Annotated in this window: 16 protein-coding genes; 10 read left to right on the forward strand and 6 right to left on the reverse strand. The window is 43.4% G+C overall.

Annotation, left to right across the window (positions count from 1 at the left end; all coding sequences use genetic code 11):
• Positions 1-114: 114 nt before the first annotated feature.
• The 3 genes from G7Y45_RS05110 (at position 115) to G7Y45_RS05120 (ending at position 6,780) form a co-directional block, all read left to right on the forward strand.
• Positions 115-963, forward strand: coding sequence for a hypothetical protein (locus G7Y45_RS05110; RefSeq protein WP_005783329.1), 849 nt, complete (start codon positions 115-117; stop codon positions 961-963).
• A 461-nt stretch (positions 964-1,424) separates the two neighbouring features.
• A complete protein-coding gene (locus G7Y45_RS05115; protein WP_032531105.1) occupies positions 1,425-4,907 on the forward strand; it encodes a TonB-dependent receptor in 3,483 nt (1,160 codons plus the stop codon).
• Positions 4,908-4,920: 13 nt separating this feature from the next.
• Positions 4,921-6,780 carry a RagB/SusD family nutrient uptake outer membrane protein gene (locus G7Y45_RS05120; RefSeq protein WP_165167610.1) on the forward strand — a complete coding sequence of 620 codons (1,860 nt, stop codon included), beginning with the start codon at positions 4,921-4,923 and terminating at the stop codon, positions 6,778-6,780.
• A 50-nt stretch (positions 6,781-6,830) separates the two neighbouring features.
• On the opposite strand, the gene G7Y45_RS05125 is transcribed toward G7Y45_RS05120, so the two are convergent.
• Positions 6,831-7,841, reverse strand: a complete 1,011-nt coding sequence (locus tag G7Y45_RS05125; RefSeq protein WP_032531107.1) for an aspartate-semialdehyde dehydrogenase — start codon at positions 7,839-7,841, stop codon at positions 6,831-6,833.
• Between the two features lie 198 nt (positions 7,842-8,039).
• Here G7Y45_RS05125 and G7Y45_RS05130 point away from each other — a divergent pair, with 198 nt between their 5' ends.
• Genes G7Y45_RS05130 through G7Y45_RS05140 form a run of 3 tightly spaced genes read left to right on the forward strand, consistent with a single transcriptional unit; the run spans position 8,040 to position 11,540 of the window.
• A complete protein-coding gene (locus G7Y45_RS05130; RefSeq protein WP_165014822.1) occupies positions 8,040-10,175 on the forward strand; it encodes a cation:proton antiporter in 2,136 nt (711 codons plus the stop codon).
• On the forward strand, positions 10,157-10,885 hold the full coding sequence (locus tag G7Y45_RS05135) for a ThiF family adenylyltransferase (protein WP_005811888.1): 729 nt from the start codon (positions 10,157-10,159) through the stop codon (positions 10,883-10,885). Before G7Y45_RS05130 ends, G7Y45_RS05135 begins: the two co-directional genes overlap by 19 nt.
• A 4-nt stretch (positions 10,886-10,889) precedes the next feature.
• On the forward strand, positions 10,890-11,540 hold the full coding sequence (locus G7Y45_RS05140) for an ABC transporter ATP-binding protein (protein WP_032540324.1): 651 nt from the start codon (positions 10,890-10,892) through the stop codon (positions 11,538-11,540).
• Here G7Y45_RS05140 and G7Y45_RS05145 read toward each other — a convergent pair whose 3' ends face one another.
• Both G7Y45_RS05145 and G7Y45_RS05150 read right to left on the reverse strand, forming a co-directional pair.
• The gene (locus tag G7Y45_RS05145; protein WP_005822908.1) at positions 11,541-12,443 is read right to left on the reverse strand and encodes a helix-hairpin-helix domain-containing protein; all 903 of its coding nucleotides are present in this window, start codon (positions 12,441-12,443) and stop codon (positions 11,541-11,543) included.
• Positions 12,444-12,445: 2 nt separating this feature from the next.
• Positions 12,446-13,813 carry a sodium-dependent transporter gene (locus G7Y45_RS05150; protein ID WP_005779041.1) on the reverse strand — a complete coding sequence of 456 codons (1,368 nt, stop codon included), beginning with the start codon at positions 13,811-13,813 and terminating at the stop codon, positions 12,446-12,448.
• A 104-nt stretch (positions 13,814-13,917) separates the two neighbouring features.
• Here G7Y45_RS05150 and G7Y45_RS05155 point away from each other — a divergent pair, with 104 nt between their 5' ends.
• A complete protein-coding gene (locus G7Y45_RS05155) occupies positions 13,918-14,310 on the forward strand; it encodes a VanZ family protein (RefSeq protein WP_005779039.1) in 393 nt (130 codons plus the stop codon).
• Between the two features lie 4 nt (positions 14,311-14,314).
• Here G7Y45_RS05155 and murF read toward each other — a convergent pair whose 3' ends face one another.
• Together murF and G7Y45_RS05165 are read right to left on the reverse strand one after the other, a co-directional pair.
• Positions 14,315-15,613, reverse strand: coding sequence for a UDP-N-acetylmuramoyl-tripeptide--D-alanyl-D-alanine ligase (gene murF, locus G7Y45_RS05160; RefSeq protein WP_165014819.1), 1,299 nt, complete (start codon positions 15,611-15,613; stop codon positions 14,315-14,317).
• Between the two features lie 88 nt (positions 15,614-15,701).
• Positions 15,702-16,937, reverse strand: a complete 1,236-nt coding sequence (locus G7Y45_RS05165; protein ID WP_005779036.1) for an MFS transporter — start codon at positions 16,935-16,937, stop codon at positions 15,702-15,704.
• A 261-nt stretch (positions 16,938-17,198) separates the two neighbouring features.
• Between G7Y45_RS05165 and G7Y45_RS05170 the strand changes: the two genes are divergently transcribed.
• Positions 17,199-18,641 (forward strand): glutamate decarboxylase, encoded by a 1,443-nt coding sequence (locus tag G7Y45_RS05170; protein WP_165014816.1) that lies wholly within the window; start codon positions 17,199-17,201, stop codon positions 18,639-18,641.
• A gap of 14 nt (positions 18,642-18,655) precedes the next feature.
• Positions 18,656-19,621, forward strand: a complete 966-nt coding sequence (gene glsA / locus G7Y45_RS05175) for a glutaminase A (RefSeq protein WP_165014814.1) — start codon at positions 18,656-18,658, stop codon at positions 19,619-19,621.
• 77 nt (positions 19,622-19,698) lie between these two features.
• Here the strand turns inward: glsA and G7Y45_RS05180 are convergent, their stop codons facing one another.
• Positions 19,699-21,711, reverse strand: coding sequence for a HAMP domain-containing sensor histidine kinase (locus tag G7Y45_RS05180; protein ID WP_165014811.1), 2,013 nt, complete (start codon positions 21,709-21,711; stop codon positions 19,699-19,701).
• Positions 21,712-21,821: 110 nt separating this feature from the next.
• Here G7Y45_RS05180 and folP point away from each other — a divergent pair, with 110 nt between their 5' ends.
• Complete coding sequence (gene folP, locus G7Y45_RS05185; protein WP_122142921.1) at positions 21,822-22,682, forward strand: dihydropteroate synthase; 861 nt, start codon at positions 21,822-21,824, stop codon at positions 22,680-22,682.
• The last annotated feature ends 1 nt before the right edge of the window (position 22,683 follow it).

A 22,683-nucleotide genomic window follows, 5' to 3' on the forward strand; every position in this document is an offset into this window, starting at 1 on the left:
ACTATAAATAAAGTTTTGGGGTGGTTATTGCGTTATAGAAAAACTTTCCGATCAAAATAAATTAAATTACAAAAAATGTTATATATTTGTATCCAAATCAAAAAAAACTGCGAAATGAAACTTATTGCGGAAAGTGGTTCTACAAGAACAGAGTGGGCATTGGTTGAAGACAATCATCTCGTACAACGTGTGTTTACCGAGGGGTTAAACCCTTTCTTTCAGACCAGAAGAGAAATTAGCAGAAGTGTCAGACTGGGATTACCGGAGTCTTTCTTCAAAAAGAAACTGGACCAAGTATATTATTATGGTGCCGGATGTAGTTCATATGAAAAGAAAAACATTTTAGGTGCTTCCTTAGTAGCACAGTTTAAAACTCCTATCCAAGTTGAAAGTGACTTGTTGGCGGCGGCTCGAGGACTATTCAAATGTGAATCTGGAATTGCCTGTATTTTAGGTACCGGATCGAACTCATGTTTTTACGATGGTAAAATCGTTGTCAAAAATGTGAAAGCTGCAGGATATATTCTCGGTGACGAAGGCAGTGGAGCTGTTCTCGGAAAACTATTTCTGGCTGATCTTCTTAAAGGGTTAGCTCCCAAAGAATTGGCGAGTGAATTCCATGAAAAATTTCGCATATCTGCCAATGATGTGATGGAATCTGTATATAATTTACCTTTCCCTAACCGTTTTTTAGGTACGATTGCATATTTTTTAGGAGATTATATGGACAATGAATACGTATATAATTTGTTAACCAATAATCTGCGAAGCTTCTTTAACCGTAGCGTGTGCCAATACGATTATATGAATTATCCTATTCGGTTTGTAGGATCACTTGCCTATGCGTATTCAGACACTTTGCGTAAAGTAGCCAGAGAATTTGGAGTGGAGATTGACGTTATAGAAGAAACTCCAATGAATGGCTTAATTGAATTTCATTCAATGAACATTGAAGAACCTTAAAAATACACAGCTATATCTAAATAATAGTTTCGAACTCTTAAATACCGCATTTTTATCTGTCAGTATGAGCCAAAACTCTTAAAGTCAAATCACTCTCTATGTGAATATATAGATATAAATCTAAAATATAATAAATATTTGTTCTTGATATTAAAATAATATATATCTTTGCTATGATGAAACTCGGAAGGGTTTGAACCTTTGTTAATAATGGACAATTTATCTCTTAAAAGAACCATAAAGCTAATTGACATTAATTAAACTGGCGAAAACCAAAGTTCTAATGGAACTTTAACTCAGTTAATAATAGAGATAATATAAAAATTAAAACCTTTAAATGACAAGAAGCCTATGATGAATAAACAACCTCTTGTGGTGGGATGATTCCCACTTCCTAATTTTACCTTACCTGCATTTTGAGAAATCAATCGATTAACAAACAATTTAATCATCTATCTTTTATGAATGAAGATCGCAAGAAACGAGGACTAGCAAACAGCAAGCTCCTTACGGCCGTGGCAATAACTGCTTTGTTTATAGGCAGTGGTAATGCGGTGGCTGCTTCAACTGCTTCCGGCAGTGTTTATGAAGTGACAGAACAATTACAGTCGCAAGCTATTAGTGGTGTAGTGACTGATGCAAACGGAGAGCCTGTTATTGGTGCCAGTGTTTCAGAGAAAGGGACAACAAATGGTACTATTACAGATATTAATGGCAAATTCAGTTTAAATGTTAAACCCGGGGCTGTCTTGAAAGTCACATTTGTGGGCTATAAGCCACATGAAGTGAAAGCTACAAGAACAATGAAAATCATCTTGAAAGAGGACAGTGAGCTTTTGGATGAAGTTGTCGTTGTAGGTTATGGCACTCAAAAGAAAGAGAACCTGACAGGTGCAGTGGCTTCAGTAGATGTGAATAAAACACTAAGTAGCCGTCCGATTGCGGATGTTGGACGTGGCTTGCAAGGAACGACACCGGGACTTTCTGTTGTAATCCCGAGTGGAGAAATTGGTTCGGATCCTACCATGAAGATCCGTGGCCAGATTGGGTCTATTAACGGAGGTTCCGCTCCGCTTATTTTAATGGACAATGTTGAGATTCCAAGTATTCAGATGGTCAATCCGGACGATATTGAATCTATTTCAGTTTTGAAAGATGCGGCAGCATCTTCTATTTATGGTGCAAAAGCTGCGTTTGGTGTTGTATTGATTACTACTAAAAAAGGAGCTAAGCAGGAAAGTATAAATGTGAGCTACTCCGGAAACTTTTCTTGGCAGAATATTTCCAAGAAAATGGAGATGGGAGGAATTGATGCCTTGGAGTATTCGGTCGAAGCTTTTAAACGTGTGGGAGGAACCGTAGCCGGTGCATTTGTTCAGATTACTGAAGAGGGTCTTGTCAAAGCCAAAGAGTGGGACCAAAAGTATGGTGGCAAGTTAGGTCCTAATGATCCTTACGTGTATGGTCGTGACTGGTATGTAGACGCTAATAACCGTAAGATTGGTTTGAGAACTTTCGATCCATATGATTATATGATTAAAGAGTGGACTCCCTCAATGACTCATAATCTCTCGGTTAATGGTAAAAGTGGACGTACGACTTATAATATTGGCTTCGGTTATCTGGATCAAACAGGACTGATGAAACCGGCGAAAGATGATGATTTTAAGCGCTATAATGGTTCTTTGAGAATCAGTACCGATATTAATAAATATGTCACAGTGAGAGCTGGAGCCATGTATTCTAAACGTGAAAAGAGATACGCCTATGCTACCTCCTCTACTACTGCTGATCCTTGGTTGTATTTATACCGCTGGGGACCGAACATGCCGATGGGGTATGATGATGAAGGAAATATTATCCGCAGCCCGCATTCGGAAGTAGCTCAAGCCAATACGGCATCACGTGCATACAACTATATAAATGTAAACGTAGGGGCTACGGTCAATATTATGAAAAACTGGAAGTTGGATATTGACTATACACATGCTGCCAATGAATATGTACTTAAAACTCCTGGTACCCGCTATACAGCTCTTAATTCATGGGGTGGAGCAGTAGCTAAAAATGATGCCAGTGGTAATCGTATTTATGTCAATGAAGCCGGTGAAACAGTTGCTGCCGGAACTCCGGGAGCAATGCCTGCCTATAAATTAGGTATGACAGAGTATACGGCTCATGGAGCGAATCCCGACCATATGTATCGACGTTCTGAGACAACGAACCAGGACACTTGGAATATTTCTACTACATATGACTGGAAAGTGGATAAGAATAATGCGTTTAAGTTCTTGGTCGGCATGAACCGGGTGACTTATGATGAAGAATACAACTGGTCGCGGAAAGGTGACTTATCTGATATTACCAATCCACAGTTTGACCTCGCTGTAGGTTTACAAGAGGCAAGTGGAGGATACGATTGGGAGGGTCAACTCGGGTTCTTCGGACGTATCAATTACGCTTTAAAGGATAGATACTTATTGGAGGCTAATCTCCGTTATGATGCAACTTCCAAATTTCCGGATAACTTGCAATGGCGATGGTTCCCATCTTTTTCAGCCGGATGGCGTGCAAGTGAAGAAGCTTTCATGCAGTGGATGAAACCTGCTGTCACATCATTGAAATTCAGAGGGTCGTGGGGTATTATCGGTGACCAGACTGTATCCAATTCTTTATATATCCCCACCATGTCTACCGGTCAATTGAATTGGCTGGACGAGAGTGGAAATAAGCTGGTTTATGTAAGTACACCCAGTGCAGTGGCAAGTAACATCACTTGGCAGGACATTCAGACTGTCGATGTTGGCTTGGATGCACGTTTTCTGGATGGCGAACTCGGTTTAACTGTTGACTGGTATCAACGTGATACAAAAAATATGATTGTCCCGGGTGCCGGTGTTACTTTGGCGTTTGGTACCGGAGCCCCGAAAGGAAATTTTGGTTCTTTGAGAACCAGAGGATGGGAAATCGCACTTGATTACAATCACCGTTTTTCTAACGGATTAGGTATAAATGCGATGGCTACCCTGTCTGATGCTGAAACAGAGATTACAAAATATAGTGATACCCGGGTCGTTAGTGATTGGTATGTTGGTAAAAAGTATGGAGAGATCTGGGGATATCAGACGGAACGTCTATATCAGAAAGATGATTTCGTATATAATGGAGATCAGATTGTGACAACTTGGGCTTTGAATGGTAAAGAAGTTGCTCAGGGAACTAAAGGTGCTAAAAAAGTGAATAAACTGAAAGGGGATAATCCTGTTTATCAGGACTTTTTGCAGAGTGGCAACTTTGTTTTTGGTCCGGGTGACGTAAAATTTGCTGATTTGAATGGAGACGGATTGATTGATTCCGGAAGTGGAACAGTCGATGATCCGGGTGACCGTAAAGTAATCGGTAATTCCACTCCGCGCTACGAATATGGTTTCCGTTTGGGAGCCGACTATAAGGGGTTTGATTTTTCTGTATTCTTCCAAGGTGTTGGCAAACGCGAAGTTTGGGGTAATGGTTTTCTTGCCATTGCCGGATATAACTCTTCGGATGGTGCTATGCCTCAGGCTATTGCCGGAGACTATTGGAGGGAAGACCGTACTGATGCTTTTTATCCGCGTCCTTACAATTTAGCCGGTTCCAATAACTCTTTGAATATGGTAACTCAGTCGCGTTACCTTCTCGATATGTCTTATTTGAGAATGAAAAATATTACGATAGGTTACTCCATACCTGCCGATATCCTACGAAAAGTGCGGATGCAGAAAGCGCGTATCTATATGTCTTTAGAGAACTTTGTGACTTGGGATAATTTGAATGGTCTGCCTATCGATCCGGAAGAGGTACAAGGATTTTCGATGTTTAATACAGATAATTATAATTCGGGTCGTACCGGTGTCGGAACTCCTACCTTTAAGAGCTTGTCCGTTGGTATTCAGTTGAATTTCTAAAATAAAGAAGAATATGAAAAAATATATATTTACTTTACTTTCACTTGCCGCACTGAGTTTCACCAGTTGCGATGATGTGTTAGACCGTCCTCAGTTGACGAAACCGGTTGATACGAACTATTGGCGAAGCGAAACAGATTTCCGTCTGTATGCCAATGAATGTTATCCTAATTACTTTGTTGGCTATAACAATACATGGGGAGTGGATTATGCTCCGTTGCGTGGATATTATTTTTCGGATGATAACGCATGGGCAGGGAAGCAGTCTGTGATGGAAAATGCCGTTCCGTCCAGCAGGGGATCGAGCAGCTTGTCTACTGGTAGCGACCTTTGGTTGACTAAGTATGGAAGTGCAACTTGGAATTTTGCATGGGTACGTAAAATTAATACGATGATCGACAGACTTGATATGTATGGCAAAGTAAATCTGACAGAAGAAGCATACAATCACTGGATGGGGGTTGCCCGCTTCTTCCGGGCATTCGAATATCATCGTTTGGTCTGGTCTTTTGGAGACGTCCCCTATTTTGATAAGGTTTTTGTGGAGACAGACGCAGCTCAAATGTATAAAGACAGGACGCCGAGAGCTGAAGTCATGGAGAAAGTTTATGATGATTTGAAGTTTGCTTTTGAGAATCTTCGTTTGTCAGACGGTGCGATGTATTTGAATAAAGACATAGCAGCCGGCTTTATTACCCGGATTATGTTGTATGAAGGCACTTGGCAGAAATATCATAATTTAGATCAGGCATTGGCAAAAAAATATCTGGAATTTGCCAAGGAAGCGGGTGATTATGTGATTGGTACCGGGAAATATGCGATTTCCGGAGATTTCAGAAGCCTGTTCGGTTCTCAGGACTTGAAGGGACACAAAGAGATGTTGATGTACAGGCACTATGATGCTGCGAATGCGACACATCACGTGGCTTCTTATTCGAATGGTTACGGGGGGCAGTCCCCGTCTCCTAATCTGGCATTGGCTAAGTCATTCTTATGTAATGATGGTAAACCGTATGAAGCATCAGCAGTGCCTGATGCCGCGAAACTGGATATCAAACACATGGTTAAAACCCGTGATCCCCGTTTTGAAGCTACCTTCTGGGATGAACCGAGAGTACAGGCCAGTACGCTTTTATACGCTTGTAAATTTATCGACCGCACCGGGCCAACATACTGGAATGCTGCAACTATACCACCTCAGTACGGAAGCATGACCAACACAAACGATGCTCCTGTTATGCGTTATTCCGAAGTGCTTTTGAACTGGATAGAAGCTAAAGCAGAGTTGGCAATCATGGGAGAAGCGGCAGTCACACAAGGTGATATTGATATTTCAATCAATGCGATTCGTAATAGAGATCTCGACGCTGAGGCTATTGCTAAAGGGGTACAGAAAACAGCTCCGATGAAACTTGCCGATATCACTGAAGCTTTTGCACCCGATCGTGATGCCGATGTGCCTGCTTTGATTTGGGAGATCCGTCGTGAACGTCGTATGGAATTTGTATACGAGCATACTCGTTTGGCTGATATCAGACGTTGGAAGAAACTCGACTATATGGATAATAATAAATACCCGGATACAATGTTAGGATTGTGGATTAATCTGAAAGAAGAACTTCCTTCATATCTGGAACAGGGTAAAGACGGAAAGTATACCGCTTATCAGGTTCGCAAGATGGACGGTACCGTGGTTACTTATGATGGTAGTAATGCTGACGATATGGTTGGCTTCTTTGTTCCGCTGAAGGCGGTAGCCCGTGATGTGTTTGGCGATGAATGTTATTTGGCTCCTGTGGGCAAAGCACAAATCGATCAGTATGCCGATCAAGGCTATAAATTGAGTCAAACTCCCGGTTGGGAGAATAAGTAAATAAAAAGGGGAAGCAATTGCTTCCCCTTTTTTGATATGAATATTTTGGCTTATCCGATATTTCCTTCTTTAATCAGGTATTCGGCAATCTGAACAGCGTTCAGTGCGGCACCTTTCTTAATCTGGTCACCTACAATCCAGAAAGTCAGTCCGCAGTCATTGGTCAAGTCTTTGCGGATACGGCCAACGTAAACAGGGTCTTTGCCTGCCAGGAACAGCGGCATCGGATAGTCTTTTTCTGCCGGATTGTCCTGAAGTACCAATCCTTCGCCTTTGGCAAAAGCTTCACGAGCCTCTTCTACGGAAATAGGACGTTCTGTTTCTACCCAGATGCTTTCGGAATGTGCACGAAGTGCCGGAACACGTACGCAAGTAGCACTAACCTTTACGTCAGAATGCATGATTTTGCGGGTTTCGTTAAACATCTTCATTTCTTCTTTTGTATATCCGTTTTCTGTAAATACGTCAATCTGAGGAATCAGATTGAAGGCCAGCTGGTATGCAAACTTCTCAACAGTGACAGGTTCATTGGCCAAAACCTGGCGATACTGTTCATAAAGTTCGTCCATAGCGGCTGCGCCGGCACCACTGGCTGCCTGATAAGTAGATACATGCACGGTTTTTATATGAGAAAGCTCTTCGATGGCTTTCAGTGCGACAACCATCTGGATGGTTGTGCAATTCGGGTTAGCGATCACGCCGCGCGGACGATCTTTAGCATCGGCTGCATTCACTTCGGGCACCACCAAAGGTACATCTGTATCCATACGGAAAGCGCTGGAATTATCGATCATTACCGCACCATATTGGGTAATGGTTTTCTCGAATTCCTTAGATGTGCCTGCACCGGCCGAAGTGAAAGCAATGTCCACCCCTTTAAAGTCATCGTTGTGTTGCAGAAGTTTGACCTCGATCTGTTTACCGCGGAAAGTATATTTGGTCCCGGCACTACGTTTAGAGCCGAACAAAACTAACTCGTCCAACGGGAAATTTCTCTCATCGAGCACGCGCAGGAACTCTTGTCCTACGGCTCCGCTTACGCCAACAATAGCTACTTTCATCTTTTTCTTTTGTTTTATGTGAATACTCATCCTCTACAATTTAAATCAATCGTAAGGATTTGGCTGCAAAATTATAACATTTTGCAATATAATAAGCATTTTAGGGAGAAGATTTCTCATTGAAAATCTCTTTCCTAATGAATTGGCGGTGTGATAACTTTTTTGTTATTTTGCAGTTAAATACAAAAATCCCGATATATGCACTGGTTTGATCTCAGTTTACAACTTCCGATAACAGACCCTACATGGGTGTTTTTCTTGGTTCTGATCATTATTCTATTTGCGCCGATGATACTGGGACGCTTGCATATCCCCCATATCATTGGTATGATTCTGGCCGGGGTAGTTATTGGTGAATATGGTTTCAATGTTCTCGAACGGGATAGTAGTTTTGAGCTGTTTGGGAAAGTGGGACTCTACTATATCATGTTTCTGGCCGGGTTAGAGATGGACATGGAAGATTTTAAGAAGAACCGGACCAAAGGGTTGGTCTTCGGGTGGTTTACATTTATTATTCCGATGACATTGGGCGTATGGAGCAGTATGGAGTTGTTGGGGTATGGATTTACCACAGCTGTGCTCTTGGCCAGCATGTATGCTTCCCATACATTGATTGCCTATCCCATTATCAGTCGTTATGGGCTATCTAAGCTAAGAAGTGTAAATATAACGATTGGAGGGACAGCCGTAACCGTTACTTTGGCTTTGATTATTCTGGCTGTCATTGGAGGTATGTATAAAGGGACTGTCGACGGCATGTTCTGGATTCTGCTGGTGGCAAAGGTTGCATTCCTGAGTTTTTTGATCGTATTCTTTTTTCCGCGTATCGGCCGTTGGTTTTTCCGTAAGTACGATGATAGCGTGATGCAATTTGTTTTTGTACTTGCAATGGTGTTTTTGGGTAGCGGCTTGATGGAGTTTGTTGGCATGGAGGGCATTTTGGGGGCTTTCCTTGCAGGGTTGGTACTGAATCGTCTCATTCCGCATGTCTCTCCTTTGATGAATCGTTTGGAATTTGTCGGAAACGCTTTGTTTATTCCCTATTTTCTTATTGGTGTGGGGATGATTATCGATGTCCGCACTTTGTTTGCCGGAGGCGAAGCTTTAAAGGTTGCGGTAGTGATGACCGTATTCGCTACTTTGAGTAAATGGCTCGCTGCCTGGATTACACAGAAGATTTATCGTATGCAGCCCAATGAGCGGAGCATGATGTTCGGTTTGAGCAATGCGCAGGCGGCTGCTACTCTGGCAGCAGTACTGATAGGGCATGGCATTATAATGGAGAATGGAGAACGTTTGCTGAATGACGATGTGCTGAACGGTACGGTGGTGATGATTCTCTTTACATGCGTAATCAGCTCACTTGTGACCGAACGCTCTGCACGACGTTTCGCTTTGCATGAAGAGATGCAGTTCGAAGATAACAAGGAGAAAACAGAACAGGAACAAATCCTGATTCCGGTAGCGAATCCGGATACTATTGAAGATCTGATTAACCTCGCATTGGTTATCAGAGATACCAAACAGAAGAAAGAACTGATTGCACTCAACGTAATTAATGATAATAACAACTCGGAAAATAAGGAGTTACAGGGTAAACGGAATCTGGAAAAAGCAGCGATGATTGCTGCCGCTGCCGATGTTTCGGTTAATATGGTGAGTCGTTACGACCTTAATATTGCTTCAGGCATTATCCATACCATTAAAGAGTATGATGCGACGGACGTAGTAATCGGTCTGCACCGTAAGGCAAATATTGTCGATTCATTCTTTGGTAATCTGGCTGAGAGTTTGCTGAAAGGTACTCACCGGGAAGTGATTATTGCCAAGTTCCTTATGCCGGTCAATACACTTCGGCGGATCATTATTGCCGTACCCCAAAAAGCTGAATACGAGACCGGGTTCTCTAAATGGGTGGAACATTTCTGCCGTATGGGAAGTCTGTTGGGTTGTCGGGTACATTTTTTTGCCAATGAGCAGACCCTGATGCGGTTGCAGCAGTTAGTGAAGAAGAAGTATGGAAGTACTCCCACCGAATTTTCCAGACTGGATGAATGGGACGACCTGCTTTTGCTGACCGGGCAAGTGAATTTTGATCATTTGTTAGTGATTATCAGTGCGCGGCGCGGATCTATTTCGTATGATCCTGCGTTTGAGCGGTTACCCAACCAGCTTAGCAAATATTTTTCTAACAACAGCTTGATCATCCTGTATCCCGATCAGTTTGGCGAGCCTCAGGAGATAGTTTCTTTTTCTGATCCACGGGGGTACAACGAATCTCAGCATTACGATAAGGTAGGTAAATGGTTCTATAAATGGTTAAAAAAGAATTGATGGAAAACTGGCAGCAGAGAACTAAACTTCTTTTAGGAGAAGAGAAAACGGAACGTTTAAGAAAATCACATGTGTTGGTTGTTGGGTTAGGTGGAGTAGGCGCTTATGCGGCCGAAATGATTTGCCGTGCAGGTGTAGGCCGAATGACGATAGTGGATGCCGATACTGTGCAACCTACTAATATCAACCGCCAGTTACCGGCTACGCATGCCACCTTGGGTATGGAGAAAGCAAAGGTGCTGGAAGTAAGATTCAGGGATATTAATCCGGAGATAGAGTTGAACGTATTGCCTGTTTATCTGAAAGACGAAAATATACCGGAGTTGCTGGATGCCTCAAAATACGATTTTATAGTTGATGCCATTGATACCATCAGTCCGAAGTGTTACTTGATTTATCACGCTCTTCAGCGCCGTATAAAGATAGTATCGAGTATGGGTGCCGGAGCGAAAAGTGATATCACTCAGGTGCGTTTTGCCGATCTTTGGGATACGTATCATTGCGGTCTTAGCAAAGCTGTCCGCAAACGTCTGCAAAAGATGGGAGTGAAACGTAAGTTGCCCGTCGTCTTTAGTACGGAACAAGCCGATCCGAAAGCAGTATTGCTGACGGAGGACGAGAGAAATAAGAAATCGACTTGTGGAACAGTGAGTTATATGCCGGCTGTGTTTGGCTGTTATCTGGCAGAGTACGTTATAAAAAGATTGTAAGATTATGATTCATTTAGAAGGTATAACCAAGAGTTTCGGTTCGTTGCAGGTGTTGAAAGGGATAGATCTGGAGATAGCCAAAGGAGAGATAGTAAGTATCGTAGGTCCCAGCGGAGCCGGAAAGACCACACTGCTTCAGATTATGGGGACTTTGGATAGTCCGGATACAGGTACGATAAATGTTGATGGTACGAACGTAAGCAAGATGAAGGAGAAGGAACTTTCTGCTTTCCGGAACAAACACATTGGCTTTGTGTTCCAGTTCCATCAATTACTGCCTGAGTTCACGGCATTGGAAAATGTGATGATCCCTGCATTTATTGCGGGTGTGTCTACCAAAGAAGCTTCTATACATGCCATGGAAATACTTGATTTTATGGGATTGACGGAGCGTGCATCACATAAGCCTAATGAACTCTCGGGCGGAGAAAAACAACGGGTGGCTGTAGCTCGTGCATTGATCAATCAGCCGGCGGTTATTCTGGCCGATGAACCTTCGGGAAGTCTGGACACCCATAACAAGGAAGAACTGCATCAACTCTTTTTTGACCTGAGAAATCGGTTTGGACAAACCTTTGTGATTGTGACACATGACGAAACATTAGCAAAAATCACCGACCGTACGATTCATATGGTGGATGGAAAGATCATCTGATTATTCAAAACAGACGTAATGACTGATCCGTTCCAGATCTTGAGTCGTGAATTCTTCGTAAAGGGATAATTGTTTCAGGCTCTTCAATGTTCTTTTTTTCTTTCTGTATTCTACGATTACTTTGGCTTGATAAAAGTTGATATAGGGATGAGCTCTGAGTCGTTCAATGCCGGCTTTGTTGAGGTTTATTCGTTGAGTCGTTCCGGCTGTCACACAGAGCCAGGGACGGAGTTTATCCACATCGAGATGTATCTCTTCCAACTGGGCTATATCGTAGAATCCACCCAATCGTTTGCGATATCCTGTTATCATACGCGCAATCCCACTACCGATGCCGGGAATCTTTTTCAATTCTGTAGTATCTGCCTGGTTCAGTTCGACTACTGTTCCGGCTTCGTATTTAAAGTCTTTCAGTGTATCCTTCTCCGCTTTCCGGATGTAGAGGTGAAATGTATCTTTTTGTTCTATGATCGGAGCTATACGGATATAAGGCTGGAGAGTGGCGTATTGTTCTTGTGTCAATCCATATACTTTCCGGAAGTCTTCTACCCGGCGGAATTTTCCTCCTTTATTTCTGTATCTGAGTATATTCTTTGCCATCCATGCAGGAATCCCTAAGTTGAGAAATCCTGTAGAATCTATTGTGTTAGGATCGAAAGGTGCCAGAACTATTTCCCGTCGGTGCCGGAAGTGGCTGTTGTGTGTATATCCTCTTTCTTTTTTCTCTTGTATGGAGGCCATGAACTCTGCATATTCCTTTTTGAATTTCTCAGTATCGTTCGTGGCGGTATTCTCTTTGTCGGGTATCAACCATCCGCCAATGAATACCAGTATACACAAAACGGCAAGTATCAGGATACCTTGCCGTTCTGTACGTGTAAAGTAAAAGAAGTCTTTCCACATTTTTATTTCAGCAGCCCCAGTTCATTGATGAAGATTACTGAAATGGCAATCGGGGCTACATATTTCAGAATAAAGATAATCAGTTTATAGATAGGTACTTTCAGTGTACCATTATTGGTTATTTCCGACCAGACAAGCTTCTTGTCCAGATACCATCCGGTAAAGATGGAGATAAGCAATCCTCCTAACGGCAACATCAGTTTGGCGGTCACGAAGTCAAATAAGTCAAACATGCCTAATCCGAATATGGTGAAATCTTTGGTAACTCCCAAAGAGAGTGAACAGAGTACCCCCAGCAGAATACAACCGGCAGTTACCAACCGGGCCGCTTTTCCCCGGGTAAAGTTGAATTCTTCGTGTAAGTAGGCCGTTACTACTTCATGCAACGAGATGGTAGAAGTAAGGGCCGCCAATGCCAACAATACGTAAAACATCACCGAAAAGATGTATGCCAGGACAGGTATTCCGCTGAAAGCCTGTTGGAATACATTGGGCAGGGTGATGAAGATCAAGCTTGGACCTGCATCCGGCTGGATGCCTACCGAGAAAGCCGCAGGGAAGATGATAAATCCCGCCAGTACAGCTACAAATGTATCGATAATGCCTACACTGAAAGCAGTCCGGGTTAGGTTGGTGTCTTTGCTGAAATAAGAAGCATAGGTACATAGACATCCCATGCCCAGACTAAGCGAAAAGAATGCCTGTCCCATAGCTCCCAGAAACACGTTACCGTCCACTTTGCTGAAATCCGGTTTCAGTAGAAATTCGATGCCTCTGCTTGCTCCGGGTAAAGTGACGGAACATCCCACCAATACAAGAATAATGATGAAAAGGGTCGGCATCATAATTTTGGATGACTTTTCGATACCCTTCTCCACTCCTTTTACAATGATGAAGTGGGTAGCGAGTAAAAACAGAGTGAGCCACAAGGCCGGACGCCAGGGATTGCTGGAGAAGCTTTGGAAAGAAGAGATGAACTCTGCCGGAGTTTTACCTGCAAAACTATTGCTGACAGCCTCAAATATATACTCTAATGTCCATCCTGCTACTACGGAGTAATAGCCAAGAATAAGGAATCCTGCCAAAACTCCCATTCGCCCTACCCAACGCCATTGAGTGCCCGGAGCCAGTATCTGGTAGGCACGGGCGGTGTTGGCTTGTGAGTGTCGTCCGATTAAGAATTCGGCTATCATAATAGGTAACCCCAGTAGAAGGATACATCCCAGGTAAATAAGGATAAAAGCTGCTCCTCCATGATTACCTGTTTCATAAGGGAATCTCCATATATTACCCAGCCCGACAGCTGAACCTGCAGAAGCTAATATCACACCTAATTTACTACCAAAATTACCCCTGTCTTTTTTTGTCATAGAAAGCGTATGTTATCTTACAATTCGATAGATTTTATTGTTTTAAACGTGCAAATATAGAAAATGTTCCTTATATTTGCGACTCATCTGTAATTTATTTAGGTATGCTATCTTATATTAAGAAATATCCCGTATCGCTCTTTATTATTCTTGCGGTCATCTATTTATCGTTCTTTAAACCTCCTTCAACGGAGATCAGTAAAATTCCTAATATCGATAAGATTGTTCATATTTGTATGTACTTCGGCATGTCCGGTATGTTGTGGCTGGAGTTTTTGCGGGCACACCGTAGAGATCATACCCCGATATGGCATGCATGGGTAGGAGCTTTCGTTTGTCCTGTATTATTCAGTGGATGTGTAGAATTGCTACAGGAATATTGCACTACTTATCGCGGAGGAGATTGGTTGGACTTTGCAGCCAATACCACAGGAGCGGTATTGGCCAGTCTGATAGGGTATTTTGTAGTTCGTCCACGGATGGTAGACCCAAAGTAACTTATTATAGGAACTCTACGACCGTACTTAGCTTAATGCCATTTGAGCCTTTAATCAGGATGGTGTAGCCTTGGGGTTTTTCCGTTTGCAAGTCCTTTATTAATTCCTGTGCGTTAGCATATGTAGGATAGGGAGGATTGGTTGATGCAAATAATTCTCCTACCAGCAGGACTTTTTCAAACGAACACTCTTGCAGGTATTCTACAATTTTATGGTGTTCGGCTGCGCTTTCTGCTCCTAACTCGCGCATATCACCTAATATCAGCATTTTCCGTTCCACAGTCATGTTACGGAAGTTCTGCAGAGCGGCCATCATACTGGTCGGATTGGCATTGTAAGCATCTATAATCAGTGTATTATCCGCGGTCTTTTTTAGTTGCGAACGGTTGTTGCGGGGAGTATATCCGGCCAAAGCTTCATCTATCTTTGAGGATTCTACTCCAAAGAATCGTCCGATCGTGACGGCAGCCAGTGCATTCGGAAAGTTATATTCACCGATAAGTTGTGTTTGTACCTGATGTAAATTTCCATCTTTGCCTGCTTTCCATTTGAAAGTCAGGTAAGGAGAATTACCGGTTACGTGGCCGTTGACGTACAGCGAATTTTCACTTCCGTAAGGAATCAGGTTCAGCCCCCGTGCGATGTCCATCAGATAAACATTATCATGGTGGATGAATACGGTAGAATCATCCTTTTCACGGAGGTAGTCATATAATTCACCTTTTGTCCGAATCACTCCTTCGAATGAACCGAAACCCTCTAAATGGGCCTTACCCACGTTGGTGATGATTCCATAATCCGGTTCAGCAATATGTACCAGAAACTTAATCTCTCCCGGATGGTTAGCCCCCATCTCGATCACTGCCAGGTCGTGTTCCGCCTTTAGGCGAAGCAAGGTCATCGGTACACCAATGTGGTTGTTCAGGTTACCTTCCGTGTAAAGCACATTGTGGGCTTTCGCCAGAACAGCAGAAATCAATTCTTTAGTCGTCGTCTTACCGTTGGTTCCGGTGATACCGATCACCTTCGTACCCAACTGCCGGCGATGGTAATTGGCAAGTTGTTGCAGGGTTTGCAGACAGTTGTCCACAAGTATGATGTGTTTATTATCTTCCGGAGCATATTCCGCTTCATCCACCACAGCATAGGCACAACCGTCCTTCAAAGCCTGGGCGGCAAAAGCATTTCCGTTGAACGATTCGCCTTTCAAGGCAATAAACAGTGAACCTTCAGGGCAGTTACGGCTGTCGGTGGTCACTACGGCACAATCCAGGAATATCTGGTAGAGAGCAGAAAGTTTCATAATAATCCGTTTTTACGGAGGGTGTTGCAAAAGCTCATCACAGACTTTAGTAACACCCTCTTCTGTTGTTGCTGCAAAATTACATTTTCTATTTCAGATTATCATTAAACAGGAACGAATTTCGTTTGGTATAAGAAATGACGAGCATCACAATGCTGATACATAAATTGAATACAAAAGCAAACTGTTGGGATTTGATATGAAACACGGTCGACTGGAAGAAATCGATAATGAAAGGGCACAACAGGATGGCGAGGTAATTCATCGCCATCACAAATGCCAATGCCAATGTCACTTTGCGGGGGATTGCCGTGTGGGTTGTCTGATTGTAGACAACAGGTTGAATGACTCCGTATCCCAATCCTACCAAGATACATCCCGGAGCTATCATCCATTCCTTGGGTGAGATCCAGATCAGTGCCAGCCCGATGCCGATACTGAGGAAGCTGTAGAATTTAGTTTTCTCCTTCAGTGTACCAACGATGCGGCTTAAAAAGAAGCCGGGAGCCATGATGGCCAGAAAAAAGAGTGAGATCATAATGCCGGAGTTACCGCTGGTGAAATGATATTCTTCCATCAGGAACGGCAGGTTGAAACTGACTACCAGTACCAGGAAAGTGGCAAGCCCGTAAACAGACATGATTCCTGCAAGATGGCGGATATGAATGCCGTATTTACTGTTTCCCGTATCTACATCCTCCTCTTGGCTTGCCGTATCTTTATCATTGGTAAGTGAGGTGCTTCCTTCGCTTGCCATGCTGCGTTGCAGATATACTGACAGGATAAGTGAGACAATCGGCAACAGGTAGACCACAAATGGCAGATGCCAGTTGACTTCAGCCAGATATCCGGTGACCACCGTAGCTATCACAAGGGTTATATTCGTAATGGCGGAACTTAATCCGAACTGTTTCACACGATATGAACCGGTGAAGTATTTTGAGATCAGGCCGGTGGACAACGGAACGATCAGCCCCGATCCTACTCCCAGTAAAGCACTTACAGCAATCAGTTGCCACATTTGTCCCGAAAGTAGATAAAGTATTCCGCTTAAGGCAAAGATGGCAAGCCCGGCTTGTAATAGATGTATGAAATTGACCCGTTCGGTCAGTTTGCCCGCCAGAAGGATAAATGGGATAATCAGTAGTGAGGGCAGAGACGAAAGCATCTGTATGTCCAGTTCGGTGGAGTGTGGAAAGATGACGGATAGCTTCCCCAAAATAGGAGAAACCGCCAGACCGGGTAGGGCATTCAGGGCCGAGATAGACCAGATGCCGATAAGGGTGATAAGGGGTATAGTCCCTTGGCCAGTTTGAATACGCATAGTTGTATAGGTATTATAAAGTTTAGGTGTGTGAAGAACAAACGATTCGTCAGAATGTTCGGCATCTAAGCAGCAGAAAGTGTGTTGGGATATCTTCCTGCAGGATTGAAGATAACTTATTAACTTTTCCGTTTCCCTCCCTTTTTAATAAACGCCAAATAATGTAAAACCGAAGAACTTTCATATCCCTTCGATGTTGTTGTGGGAAATTCGACGGGGAAAATCCCCATCGCCTAAACCTAATTAAAAATAAGAGTAATTATGGAAGATTTAAATTTCAGAAAAGGTGATGCTAAAACCGATGTATTTGGTTCAAACAAAATGTTGCAACCCTCTCCGGTGGAGAAAATACCTGATGGACCTACGACTCCGGAAATCGCCTACCAGATGGTGAAGGACGAAACTTTTGCTCAAACTCAGCCCCGTCTGAATCTTGCTACATTCGTGACTACTTATATGGATGACTATGCAACGAAGCTGATGAATGAAGCTATCAATATCAACTATATTGATGAGACAGAATACCCGCGTATTGCCGTAATGAATGGTAAATGTATCAACATTGTAGCCAACTTGTGGAATTCTCCGGAGAAAGATACCTGGAAGACAGGTGCGTTGGCTATCGGTTCTTCAGAAGCCTGTATGTTGGGTGGTGTTGCAGCTTGGCTGCGTTGGCGTAAAAAACGTCAGGCACAGGGCAAACCGTTTGACAAACCAAACTTTGTGATTTCAACCGGCTTCCAGGTAGTTTGGGAGAAATTTGCGCAGTTATGGCAAATTGAGATGCGTCAGGTTCCTCTGACATTGGACAAGACCACACTCGATCCGGAAGAAGCCTTGAAGATGTGTGATGAAAATACAATTTGTGTAGTTCCTATCCAGGGTGTTACATGGACAGGCCTGAATGACGACGTTGAAGCGCTTAACAAAGCCCTCGATGCTTATAACGCCAAGACCGGTTATGACATTCCTATCCACGTAGACGCTGCCAGCGGTGGTTTTATCCTTCCGTTCCTGTATCCGGAAACCAAGTGGGACTTCCGCCTGAAATGGGTACTCTCTATCAGTGTATCCGGTCATAAGTTCGGTCTTGTATATCCGGGTTTAGGTTGGGTTGTCTGGAAAGGTAAAGAATATCTGCCCGAAGAAATGGCTTTCAGCGTAAACTATTTAGGAGCTAACATTACTCAGGTAGGTTTGAACTTCTCACGTCCGGCTGCTCAGATTCTGGGACAGTATTATCAATTCATCCGTTTAGGATTCCAGGGTTACAAGGAAGTACAGTATAACTCTCTGCAAATAGCTAAATATATCCACAGCCAGATCGCTAAGATGGCTCCGTTTGTCAACTACTCTGAAGATGTAGTGAACCCGTTGTTTATCTGGTACATGAAACCGGAATATGCAAAGAACGCCAAATGGACTCTTTATGATTTGCAGGATAAACTGGCTCAGCACGGCTGGATGGTTCCGGCATATACACTGCCTTCTAAACTGGAGAATTATGTGGTTATGCGTGTGGTAGTTCGTCAGGGATTCAGCCGGGACATGGCCGATATGCTGTTGGGAGATATCAAGAATGCTATTACCGAACTTGAAAAACTGGAATACCCGACAACCACCCGTATCGCCCAGGAAAAGAATCTGCCGGTAGAAACCAAAGTGTTTAATCATACCGGTAAACCGCAAGTTGCTAAGAAATAAATAACATTATTGGTATGGACAAAAAAATATCTATTTCCCAAATAAAAGAGATAGTACAACAGGCTTATGAGCAAGTCAAGGGTAATACCGGTGGTAAGAATGCCGATTATATTCCCTATCTTGCTAATATTGACAAGAACCTTTTTGGTATCAGTGTCTGTTTGCTGAATGGTCAAACTATTACCGTAGGGGATTTTGACTATCGTTTCGGTATCGAATCCGTATCTAAAGTACATACAGCCATTCTGATTCTCCGTCAATACGGGGCGCAGAAGGTGTTGGAAATGATTGGAGCGGATGCTACCGGACTGCCTTTCAACTCTATCATCGCCATCTTATTGGAAAATGATCATCCGTCTACTCCGTTGGTCAATGCCGGAGCCATCTCTGCTTGTTCCATGGTGACGCCGGTTGGTAATTCCGATAAGAAGTGGGATGCGATTGTACAGAATATTACCGATCTTTGCGGCTCTGCTCCACAGCTGATTGAAGAACTCTATAAGTCGGAAACAGCTACCAACTTCAACAACCGTTCTATTGCCTGGCTGCTGAAGAATTATAACCGCATCTATGATGATCCGAATATGTCGCTCGACCTCTATACCCGTCAGTGCTCTTTGGGAGTTACTGCACAGATGCTGTCGGTGGCTGCCGGTACGGTTGCCAATGGTGGTGTGAATCCTGTTACCAAGAAGCAGGTGTTCGATGCCGAACTGACTCCTAAGATCACTTCTATGATTGCCACCGTAGGTTTCTACGAACATTCGGGTGACTGGATGTATACTTCCGGTATTCCTGCCAAGACCGGTGTAGGTGGTGGTGTGATGGGGGTATTGCCGGGCGTATTCGGTATTTCTGCCTTTGCACCTCCTTTGGATGGTTCGGGCAACTCTGTGAAAGCACAGTTGGCCATTAAATACATCATGAATAAGTTGGGGTTGAATGTATTCAATGGTGCAAGAGTAACCATTGTTGAGTAGTAGCGGTAACGCTTTACCGTTTTTTTGTTTAGGTTGCTCCGAGGGCGGTTTCCGCCTGAGGGGCAACCTTTTTCTTTTCACACATTGGCCCGGATCAAAGGAAGGGTGAAGATAAAACGGCATCCTCCTGTATATTCCTTATCTATGATGAGGCTGCCACCTAACTTTTCTGCGATAATACGGCATATCGGGAGTCCCAGTCCGGTACCTTGAGAAAAGTCGTTCAGTTTGGCAAAACGCTCGAATACATATTCCTGTTGTTCTGCAGGAATGCCTTTTCCCGTATCGGTAACGGTGTATATGATCCGGCTTGGACTTTCCGCTATAGTGTAGGCCAGAATAATGCTTCCTCTATCCGTAAATTTAGCTGCGTTGTGTAGCAAATGGGTCAGTACTTGCGCTACTCTTGTCGGATTAGTCAATATGGTGAGCCGTCTGCATTGTGGCTCAAAGTAAAGGCTGACCCCCGGTTTCACAGAATCTCTTGACCGCTCGATGCTTGTCTGGCAGCAATTGTTGATGTCGTCGGGTTTATTGTATGGCAATTCTTCCGACTGATCAAGATACGAAATGTCGAGTACGTCACTCACAAGCCGCAATAAGTTAGTGCTGCTTGTCTCTATGATAGAGGCATACTCTTTTGTTTCATCTTCGTTTTTAAAGTAAGCACTCAGTACTTGCGAGAATCCTACAATCGCATTCAACGGCGTACGTATTTCGTGTGACATACTTTGGATGAATGTTGTTTTCATCTGGCTTGCAGTTTCCGCACGTTCTTTGGCTTTGCGCAGCTCCTCACCGTTTTCTGTCAATTCCTTGTTCTGTTGCACCACAATTGCTTCCGACTTCTTTAATTTCTGATTCAGTTTAGAAATGCGGCAGAACATCATTGCTACTACTAACAGGACGACAACGAGTGAGATCAGGATTGTATAAATAGTCTGTAGCTTTTCCTCTTGCATGTGAAGCAGCAAATCGCTTTTTTCTTTCTGTAACTGTTCTACCTCCAGGATGGCGTAGAACTCACTGGTAGAGTTCTGTATTTCCTGGGTGCGTATCGAATCTGTAGCCAGGATGTAGTCCCGGTAAAATTGGGCCGCCCGTGCTCTATCGTTCATTGCCCAGTAAATATTTCCTTCTTTTTGAGTGATGCTGTAGTTCAAGTATTTGTTTGAAAAGAGAGAGTCGGCTTTGATCCGGTCGATCACTTCGAGCGCTTTATTATATTCTCCGGTAGCCAGGTAATACTCAGTCTGTACATAGTATAATCCGTTTCTGTAGATGGTAAGTGTTTTGTCCTCTTCGAATAGTTGTTCCATCTTCCGAAGTATTTTCTTCGCTTTATCGTATTCTTTCGTTTCGATGTAGTACAGAATGTAAGCCTTGTTTATTGTAAAATTCTGATAGGCACTTTTTATCTTTTTGCTTCCTTCGTCCAGCGCTTTTTTGGCATCCTCAGGTTGGTGCAATTCAAGGGCACACTGGGCAAGCGATGCGTATTGGGTAGGCAGGTTGATGTCTTCTATTCCGTTTTGCTCGATAAGCTCTATTTGTTTTTTGAAATTCTCATATGCCAGTTTGGGATTCGACTGAGTCATATAAATGGTTGCCAATGCCCGATAACACTGTACGATTCCGGGGATGAAATTATCAGCTTCGGCCGACCGGAGCATTTTTTGCGCCTCATAAATGGCCGTACTGGTTTGATGTTGCTTTATGTAATAAGTAATCAGCCGGCTTCCCCAGGCAAAATAGAAGTATTTCAACTGGCCATTCTGTTTGCTTATCTTTTTCACGTTCTCTACTTCAATCAGAATGCTGTCGAGATCATTTTTATAATAATAATAGTCCAGCTTCAGCGAAGCGGCAACAGCTTCCATGTGTCTGTCCTTTTTCTGTTTTGACAGGCGGGCAAGGGTATCGTTTATTTGCAGGAAAGCCGGACTGTTGATTTCTGCCTTACATTTTAAGAAGTAGCTACGCAAAACGCTGTCCGTCTTTGTAAGCGTGTGTTCAGCTCTTGTCTGATATTGAAAGCAGAACAAAACCAGTATAGGTAATATGATGTGACGGCATAATTTGATAAACATTGTTTCAGTAGTCTTGATACCTGCAAAGATAACTTTATTTTTAGTGTGCAGATAGCATAGGGACATTTATTTTTCTTTATCTTTGCGACAATCAACTGTAAAAACAGAAAATGGATTCAATGATTCTCAAAAGTCTGAATGTAAACGGACGTTTACTCGATCTTTCCACTCCGCAGGTCATGGGAATACTCAACGTCACGCCCGATTCTTTTTATGCAGGCAGCCGTAGCCGGACTGAAGCCGAGATCGCTGCGCGTGCATGTCAGATATTGGATGAAGGTGCATCAATTATTGATATCGGTGCTTATTCGTCACGTCCCAATGCCGAGCATATCTCACCGGAAGAAGAGATGCAAAGGCTGCGTACCGGGCTGGAAATATTGAACCGTAATCACCCGGATGCTATTATTTCCGTGGATACATTCCGTGCCGAAGTGGCGCGGCAGTGTGTCGAGGAGTATGGAGCCGCCATTATCAACGATATTTCGGCGGGTGAGATGGACGAGCAGATGTTCCCAACCGTAGCCCGTCTGAACGTTCCCTACATCATGATGCATATGCAGGGCACTCCCCAGAACATGCAGAAGGAACCCCACTATGAAAACTTGTTGAAAGAGGTTTTTATGTATTTTGCACGGAAAGTCCGGCAGTTGCGTGATTTGGGGATGAAAGATATTATTCTTGATCCCGGTTTCGGTTTTGGCAAAACACTGGAGCATAATTACGAACTGATGGCACATCTGGAGGAGTTCGGTATCTTCGAATTGCCTTTGTTGGTAGGAGTCTCACGCAAATCGATGATTTATCGCTTGTTCGGAGCTACTCCGCAAGAGGCACTCAACGGGACGACTGTGCTCGATACGGTGGCATTGATGAAGGGAGCCGATATACTACGTGTCCATGATGTACGTGAAGCAGTGGAGGCGGTCCGGTTGATTGAAAAACTGAAAAGCGTATCGTTTCATTCCTGAT

It is taken from the genome of Bacteroides sp. ZJ-18 (assembly GCF_011038705.2).
Lineage (GTDB): Bacteria > Bacteroidota > Bacteroidia > Bacteroidales > Bacteroidaceae > Bacteroides > Bacteroides hominis.